Here is a 7,021-nt window from a genome sequence, read left to right as displayed (position 1 = left end):
CTGGTTTTGCGCAGAAGTTGAGAGAAACGCATAGATCGTTGGGTAGGCAAGGGATAAGAACATCTTTGAGTGAAATTGCTGGAAAACTGGAAGCATTGTCTTTGGCTGTTAGTCTTGCCAGACCCTGTGAGAGTTTGAAAACTGCTTGCGAGACGGTGTCGGTTATTAATAAGGTTGTTGATGATGTAAGTAAATGGGCCAAGCCTTTCACTCATATTTTGGAGATGATTGGTGATGAGATGTCTCATTTTTCTTATGCAAACTCTGAAGAGTTAACGGCACAGAACTTGTTAGCTCAGTTTGAACTTATAAAATACATGCTTAGCAAGAAGAGATATATGCAAGCCGTGACCTTGGCGAGGGAGTGGATTGTTTCGTGGGTGCTTTTTAAGAAAAAAGAAAAGGTATTAAGAGATAGAGGGAAAAGAGAAGAAGCGGAAAAGGCTTTAGGTGCCCTTGCTGCTTCTAAACGTGAGCGTGATAAACCAAATGTTCCAGATTGGATGACGGCTATAAATGCAGAGTTGCTTAAGAAAAGCAATTTTGATCTTGGAGTTTTATGGAATAATATTTCTTTGTTGAGAAATGATGTGGATCATTGTGGTATGAGGAAAGATGCTTTCTCAATTAATCGTATAGTGAGAAGAGCTGCTAATTTGTCTCAAGATTTGGAAGTTTTGGTGCGTGATGTGGAAAGTGCTATGTAACGCTATGTGATGAGTCGTAGATTTTACATTATCTCTTATGATATTGGAGATCACAAAAGACTTGTGAAAGTGCATAACTTCCTTAAAGATTACGGCATGGCTGTTCAAAAGAGCGTTTTTGAATGCTGGCTTACAGATGACGAAGTAAAAGCAGTGGTGTCGTGGCTTTCTGACTTTATAGACAGGAAAGAGGATAGAGTTAGAATTTACAAATTGTGCAAAACCTGCTTGAAGAATGTTGAGTTTTCCGGTGTGGACGATGAGTTTACAGATGAACCACCGGAGGAGTTGATACTGTGAAAAGTTTTTTCTTGGTGTGTTATGATATTTCAGATCCCAAAAGATTGCAAAAGATAGCAAAGGTTATGGAGGACTTTGGAGTTAGAGTGTTATACAGCGTATTTGAGTGTTATCTTACTTTTTCCGAGTTTGAAGCTATGAAGAGAGAAGTTGAGTCGTTAATGGATCCTCTGGAGGACAGGGTGCGTTATTATAGGCTTTGTGAAAGTTGCAGTAAACCTGTGATTCATTTGGGGTATGGGAAGTTTGTTGGGGCAAGTGATGAGGATACGCTGATTATTTAAGTTATCTTCCGTATATGCGAAATTTGTTGTGGGTAAAAACTCTTATTTGCTGGACAGTGCCATCTGGTAGTTTTCGTTCCCTCACAATTCTTTTTGTTGTGGCGTATATTGGAATTAGTCCTAATTCAAATGCCTTATTTACCGTGATATATACAGCTCCGGGATCGCCCTGAATGAGAGCTATGTCTTTGGGATTGGATTCTCTTTCCAACCACTGAAGGATGGGTAATAGGTGTGGTTTGATTTCTTCCAGTTCAGGAGGGATATTGCTCCACAAACCTTTTAGTTTTTCCGGTAAAGGTGCAAAGTGTGAGATTTCCCACTTTTCTCTTAGCTCATTAGCTTGTTCCTTAGTAAGTTCATGGGAGAATATTAGAAAAGCCTTTGGCATTATTTGATGACCCTGTATTTTCTGAATAGTTTTGATATGTCTATTTGTGTGCTTCTCTTTTCTCGTCTTGTTCCTGTTTCTTCTGGTTTTGTTAAAAACAGCTCTGCCCATCCAAAAGGTTGAAGAGATTTAAGTTGAAGTTCTTTGTCGTATCTTGGACTGTTGCTGGCAAGCCAAATTGTGGTTGCATGGTCTAAATACCTGGGAGGTTTTTTGTTGCCCTGGCGTATTTTTATATATCTGTATCCTTCTATGGTTACACACTCTGCTCCGCTGTGTCTTCCTATGCGTATGGGAAGAGAGTTTTGGTGAAATTGTATTTCTTTAGCTCCTATGATCTTCAACACTTCATTTTCTTTTTCCGCTTCTTTCAAATAAAAATCTTTCAATGCTGATTTTATGGTTTCTAAGGTTAGTTTACTTTCACCCATTATGGTGATAGAGCCTTCAAATACAGTATTTGGAAGAATGACTTCCAGTATTTGAAACGGTCCTCTGCCTCTGTTACCATCTTTTTTGATGTTTATTGCGTATATTATTTTTGTTTGGGCTTTTTCTGCTGGTTTAAAGTCTGAAATCTTTATGAGCCTAAAAGGATCTTTGTGAAATTTGTTCTTATCGTAATTTAAAATTTCGCTTTCAAGCTGAACACTGTCGTAACCTTTTCCCTTTTTATAATTTCTATAGGACTTCCCTTTTGCATTGCCTTTTAACTTGTTTAACACAGCTGTTCTTATTGATCCTTTAATGGAGGATCCCGGTATAATTGGAAACTTTTCGTTGGAGGAGAAAGCAGTTTTGTGTATGCTGAATTTATTAAACGTTCTTTCTATTTCACTATCAGAACAATTTTTTTTTAAGTTCTTAACTTTATTGTAATGTCCAATGAAATACGGACTTACGTCTATTTTCCTTACGAGAAAATCAGTTTTTCCCTGTTTCAGAAGTCTTAGGCAAACTTCATCTGTAAGGGAATATAGATTTAAAAGAGATGCCAGAGTGCCTTTCCTACATAGTGCGATGAATCTGCTAATTTCGCTTTCTGTTAAGTGTAGACAGAGTTTCTCAAAGTCTATGACGCCTAAATATTTTTCTATTTCATTGATGAAAAAGCCAGTTGGCTCATAAACTTCTCCTGTTCCTATGTGAAGTGGAGAAAGCAGTTTTATATAGATTTTATAGGTTTTAAAGGGAGTTTTTAGCATTACTTCCTCCAAAGGAGAAGGGTATAGCTATACTATATCCCTGAACCACGGTTTCTCGCAGGGCTTTTGACACTTCCAGCACGGCTTTCCCGATGAGTGGTCCAATGGGGTTGTCGTTTACTATGACAGCTCCTTCGTCAGCCATGAGGATAGGCTCTTTGAATGGATTGCTGGAGTTTGCCAAATAACTTCCGTGTTTTCCAAACCTCACCACAGGTTGGAACCAGATTTGTTTGAATTTGTTCCCTTTAGGAACAAATGGAGATAGCGTGTATATGCAATTGGACTTTTCGGGCAAAGGCAATTCTTTGACTTTTTCTACTTTAAATCTTCCCATGCCCCATGTGGCGTCTCTTCCATATCCTGTTTTTCCTATGCGTTCAAAAGCAGTTTTTAAACTGTTTTTATTTAGAGCATTCTCGTTGTAAAGCACAAATATGGATAGTTTTATACCGGGCATAAACCAGATGGTTTCTGTTATGAATGGTGCGAAGTTTTCGCCAGTTGAGAATGTGTATCTGTTAATGCTGTTGTGTGTTTGGTTTATGGAAATGCAGGTCCTGTGAAAATATAAATCTTTTCTGATTTCCTGTGCATTTTTTATAATAAATTCAAAGGCTTCTTTATCGCTTTTCAATTTACATGTGGATAAATCTATCTTTAAGGTGTTGGTGAGAACCCATGTTTTTGATTTTTGTTCTTTTCTCTTTGACAGTTTCTCAAAGCAATCCTTTCCTTCTTCTCCAAAAAAGTGCAAGGGTAAAGAAGGTTTTTTCAACAGCCAATAGGTTTCGTTTTTTGTTTCTATCTTTGGATATGCTGAAGAAAATACGGCAAATGGTGTTTCTGAATATTTGTCAATCCAGTGCGAAAAAGATCCGTTGATAAGATTTTCGTCGTAGACAAGTTGCCAGCAAAAATGTCCAAATATTGTATCTCCTTTTAAGGGAGTTCCAAATGCGGAGGCGGGTATTATTGTTATCTCTGCAAGCTTCATCTTACACTGGTTTGAAGGGATTTATTTTGTTGTATCTTTCTTGTATTTCTGAGTCGTTAAATTCGAATTTTATTCTTCCGTATCCGCGACTTCCACTTCCCCCAAGGGCATCGTGCTCAAGGAGTTTCATGCCTTCAAGCAACAGTTCTTCCAGTCCTTCGTCTCCTTCAAATTCTTTCAGCGTAATGCAGAAGTTGAATTCTATTCCTGCAGGAACTCTTTCTGTAAATCTGGGGTGTTGTGCGGTGCCAGTGATACGGTTTATGCGATTTTCTGCTTTGATCTCGGTTAGCACGATTTCCCCTTTTTGAGCTTTTTCTCTCATTTCTTCTGTGATCATACAGTCTGAAAAAGATACCCTTGTTGGTCCTAACATTTTCTTGGCATTCTCTTCGGCACCGCTTGTGCCAAAAAGCTTGATGATTTTTAATCCATATTCTATACGGTCTTTATTTTCGTTGTTTTCTTTAGCCTTTTTTATGATTTCCATTGACAATGGTTCTCCATCTTTATTCAACTGTTTGGAATATTTTATCAATCCGCTTTTGAGCTCAAGTAATGAGCGTATTTTACCTTTCAAGGAAGATCCCGGAATGTATGGTTCGTTTGTAAATGGATGTTTTACCACTGGATTGTCTGTGCCACCAATGTGTATTTCAGTTTCACCTGCGCCTATGTGCAGCCCTGTTATCAGCTTTATTTTACCGCTTATTTCTTTTATGTTTTTCAGCTTCATGGTAGCCTCCTTAATCTTTGGGACGATATTCCTTGTAAAAAGCCATAAATGCTTCAAGAAAATGTGTGATTACATCCAGATCTTCTGGAGTGTTTACTGAGTTTATTAATTCTTCCATCATCCTAACAAATTTATCTGTAACATTGCCTCTTCCTTTTGCATAATGCACTAAAGCAAGCTGTCGGTGAAGTTGCATGAGAATACTATTCCATGTGATTTTCCAGTTTTTACTATCCTTCTGAGTCGTTTTAGCTCTTTGATTTAGGTTTAAAATAGAGTCGTAAAATTTTCTAAGCTGACTGGGTCTGTTTTTGTTTTTCCCTCCTTCTGAGCTTATTTCATAAGCTAACCGTTCGCTAACTTTTGAAAAAGCCTCTGGATTTACGATGTTAGACTTTTTATCTTTCCATATCATTTTTTCAAGTTTTAGGCTGGTTGATTCAGTAACTCCCATCTTTTTCCTCCTTTAAAACCTTTTGCTTTCTCATTTCGTAAAGCATTGGCCATAGTGCTACGACGAACTTGCTTCTGTATTTGTTTATCCATACAAATAGGTTTGTGGCTATCTCCCTGTAATACTCTTCTGAGGTATTTTCTTTTAGTATATTTCTCACTAAATAGTATCTCAGTAATGCAGGCCATTTAGCGTAGTGCAGTTTGGCAATGGGAATACAGTTGTTGGAGTGAAAACGCCCTTCCTCCGACGCCATTTCGCATAAGGTATTGATTTTGTATAGAAGGCTTCTTGATAGTTTCCCTTCTGAATACCACTTATACAAAGTTTCTTTTATTTTATTAAGCTCTTCAAATTCTTTCCATGTGGGAGCTTGATGGAAAATGCAGATTCTATTTCTTCCTTCACTTTTTGCCATTTTTAGAAGCTCTTCACTTTCCTGTGCTATTCTATCGACAGGAGTATGAGGTTTATGGAGTGCTATGCCAGCCGAAAGATGCATTTGGGGATTTTCGCAGATGTATAGAGTGAACTTTTCGTGTATGTGAAGGGCGAGATCCATGATAGCGTTCCATGGTCCAATTAGGAATAAATCGTCTCCTCCGGCAAAGACAGTGTAAATTTCTTTGAAGGCTCCTTTTCGTTCTTTTTTGAGGGCATAGGGTAAATACAGAGTAAAGAAGTTGTTGAGCTGTCGGCTCATTGTTGCGAGTCGGGACAAAGTGAAAAGCTCTTTAGGCAACCCGCAGGCAAATATTGCACCGAGATTGTCCACATCTGCTTTCATGGAGGCAAGCAGGGGGACGCCATAGCAAGACACTTTGTTGTTTGTATCTTGTTTTAATTTTAGTGATTTTTGTGCTATGTGATTGAACATTTTGGGAATGGAGATTTTGGGTATTTCATTTTCGGGTATTCTTATGTCTTTGATGTCATCTGAATCATACACAGGAACATAACCATTTATGGGTAAAAACTCGGTTTTTGTTGGACAGCTGCCGTCGTCGTTGATGTTGAACTCCACAAGTTTTACGAGGCTTCCTTTTTTGGCTAGTAATTCAGCATGTTCTTCTAAGTTTTCTTCTTCTAAGAATACTATCTGGTATTTATTGAATAGCGGTTCTTTGAGTTCGCCGGTGCCTTTTACAACTGCGAGTTTTTTTCCTCTTACAAGCTGAGTGCCTATGTAAGCTTGATCATAGCAGAGCTTACATGCACAGTATTCCTCTTCGTCTTTAACTTCCAGGTAGGAAGGAGCTTTTCCGCAAAGTGGACATAGAGGCTTTGACAATGTGTTGTCAAAAGAATCCAGATAGCCGTTAACTTTGCCGCTGTATTTTACTATATCGATGCGATTGTATTTGGCTTCTTCAAGGCGTTTGAGATGGTATTGCCACAGGTTGTGAAAATTCCCGTTTAAAAATTGTAAAGGGGAAGCTTCGGTGTAAACGATTCCTATACCTGCTTCGCCATGAAAGTTTTTATAAAACCAACTTATTAGTTCTTCTTTTACTTCTTTTAGAGCTTCTTTCGCTTTGTTGGTATTTGGAGCGATAATGTGGAATTTGCCTGCGGCAGAAAGCACAATGGATAAAAACGTGAGATCCAATTTTTCGCAAATAAATTCTGCTGCAAGGTCTGTGAGAAGAGATACCTGGAAGGATCTGCCTCGCAAAAGCTTTGCTCTGTGGTGCCTTTCTTCTCCTCCGGCTCTGAATATAAACTTTTGAATTCCGTAAAAATCTCCTGATATTAAAAGGAACTTAGATGCCGTTCTGTCTTTGATAGCCTTTTCTTCAAAAGAATTTTCTATGTGATAGAGATATAGTGCAGCAGCAAAGACTGCGGTTGTCCTGCTATGATCGTAAAGGGAAACATCGGGTATAACTTTTCCCACTCTTGCAGATGGAACGTGGGAAGCGTAAATTCTGTATAGGGAGTCAAAAT

At 38.3% G+C, this 7,021-nt stretch carries 9 protein-coding genes; 3 read left to right on the top strand and 6 right to left on the bottom strand.

From position 1 onward, the window contains the following. The 3 genes from MV676_RS08510 to cas2 (MV676_RS08500) form a co-directional block, all read left to right on the top strand. Positions 1-707: TM1812 family CRISPR-associated protein (locus MV676_RS08510; RefSeq protein ID WP_297446769.1), on the top strand; the 707-nt coding region annotated here is incomplete at its 5' end. Between the two features lie 9 nt (positions 708-716). Next, a complete protein-coding gene (cas2, locus tag MV676_RS08505) occupies positions 717-1,007 on the top strand; it encodes a CRISPR-associated endonuclease Cas2 (protein WP_297446767.1) in 291 nt (96 codons plus the stop codon). Then, positions 1,004-1,291, top strand: coding sequence for a CRISPR-associated endonuclease Cas2 (gene cas2 / locus MV676_RS08500; protein ID WP_297446765.1), 288 nt, complete (start codon positions 1,004-1,006; stop codon positions 1,289-1,291). The genes cas2 (MV676_RS08505) and cas2 (MV676_RS08500) overlap by 4 nt, the downstream gene beginning before the upstream one ends. A 1-nt stretch (position 1,292) precedes the next feature. Here cas2 (MV676_RS08500) and csx20 read toward each other — a convergent pair whose 3' ends face one another. The 6 genes from csx20 to cas10 all read right to left on the bottom strand — a co-directional run. Then, entirely contained in the window at positions 1,293-1,682 is a 390-nt protein-coding gene (gene csx20, locus MV676_RS08495; protein WP_297446763.1) for a CRISPR-associated protein Csx20, read from the bottom strand. Continuing rightward, the gene (csm5, locus tag MV676_RS08490; protein WP_297446760.1) at positions 1,682-2,887 is read right to left on the bottom strand and encodes a type III-A CRISPR-associated RAMP protein Csm5; all 1,206 of its coding nucleotides are present in this window, start codon (positions 2,885-2,887) and stop codon (positions 1,682-1,684) included. Before csm5 ends, csx20 begins: the two co-directional genes overlap by 1 nt. Beyond that, positions 2,868-3,884, bottom strand: a complete 1,017-nt coding sequence (locus MV676_RS08485; RefSeq protein ID WP_297446757.1) for a hypothetical protein — start codon at positions 3,882-3,884, stop codon at positions 2,868-2,870. Before MV676_RS08485 ends, csm5 begins: the two co-directional genes overlap by 20 nt. Before the next feature lies 1 nt (position 3,885). Next, positions 3,886-4,620, bottom strand: coding sequence for a type III-A CRISPR-associated RAMP protein Csm3 (gene csm3 / locus MV676_RS08480; protein ID WP_297446754.1), 735 nt, complete (start codon positions 4,618-4,620; stop codon positions 3,886-3,888). A 10-nt stretch (positions 4,621-4,630) separates the two neighbouring features. Beyond that, the gene (gene csm2 / locus MV676_RS08475) at positions 4,631-5,074 is read right to left on the bottom strand and encodes a type III-A CRISPR-associated protein Csm2 (protein WP_297446751.1); all 444 of its coding nucleotides are present in this window, start codon (positions 5,072-5,074) and stop codon (positions 4,631-4,633) included. Continuing rightward, positions 5,061-7,021 (bottom strand): type III-A CRISPR-associated protein Cas10/Csm1 (cas10, locus tag MV676_RS08470; protein ID WP_297446749.1); only part of this gene is annotated, 1,961 nt, incomplete at its 5' end. The genes cas10 and csm2, both read right to left, overlap by 14 nt.

It is taken from the genome of Desulfurobacterium sp., assembly GCF_027028515.1.
Classification (GTDB): domain Bacteria; phylum Aquificota; class Aquificia; order Desulfurobacteriales; family Desulfurobacteriaceae; genus Desulfurobacterium_A.
This window is presented reverse-complemented; position numbering and strand designations above follow the sequence as displayed.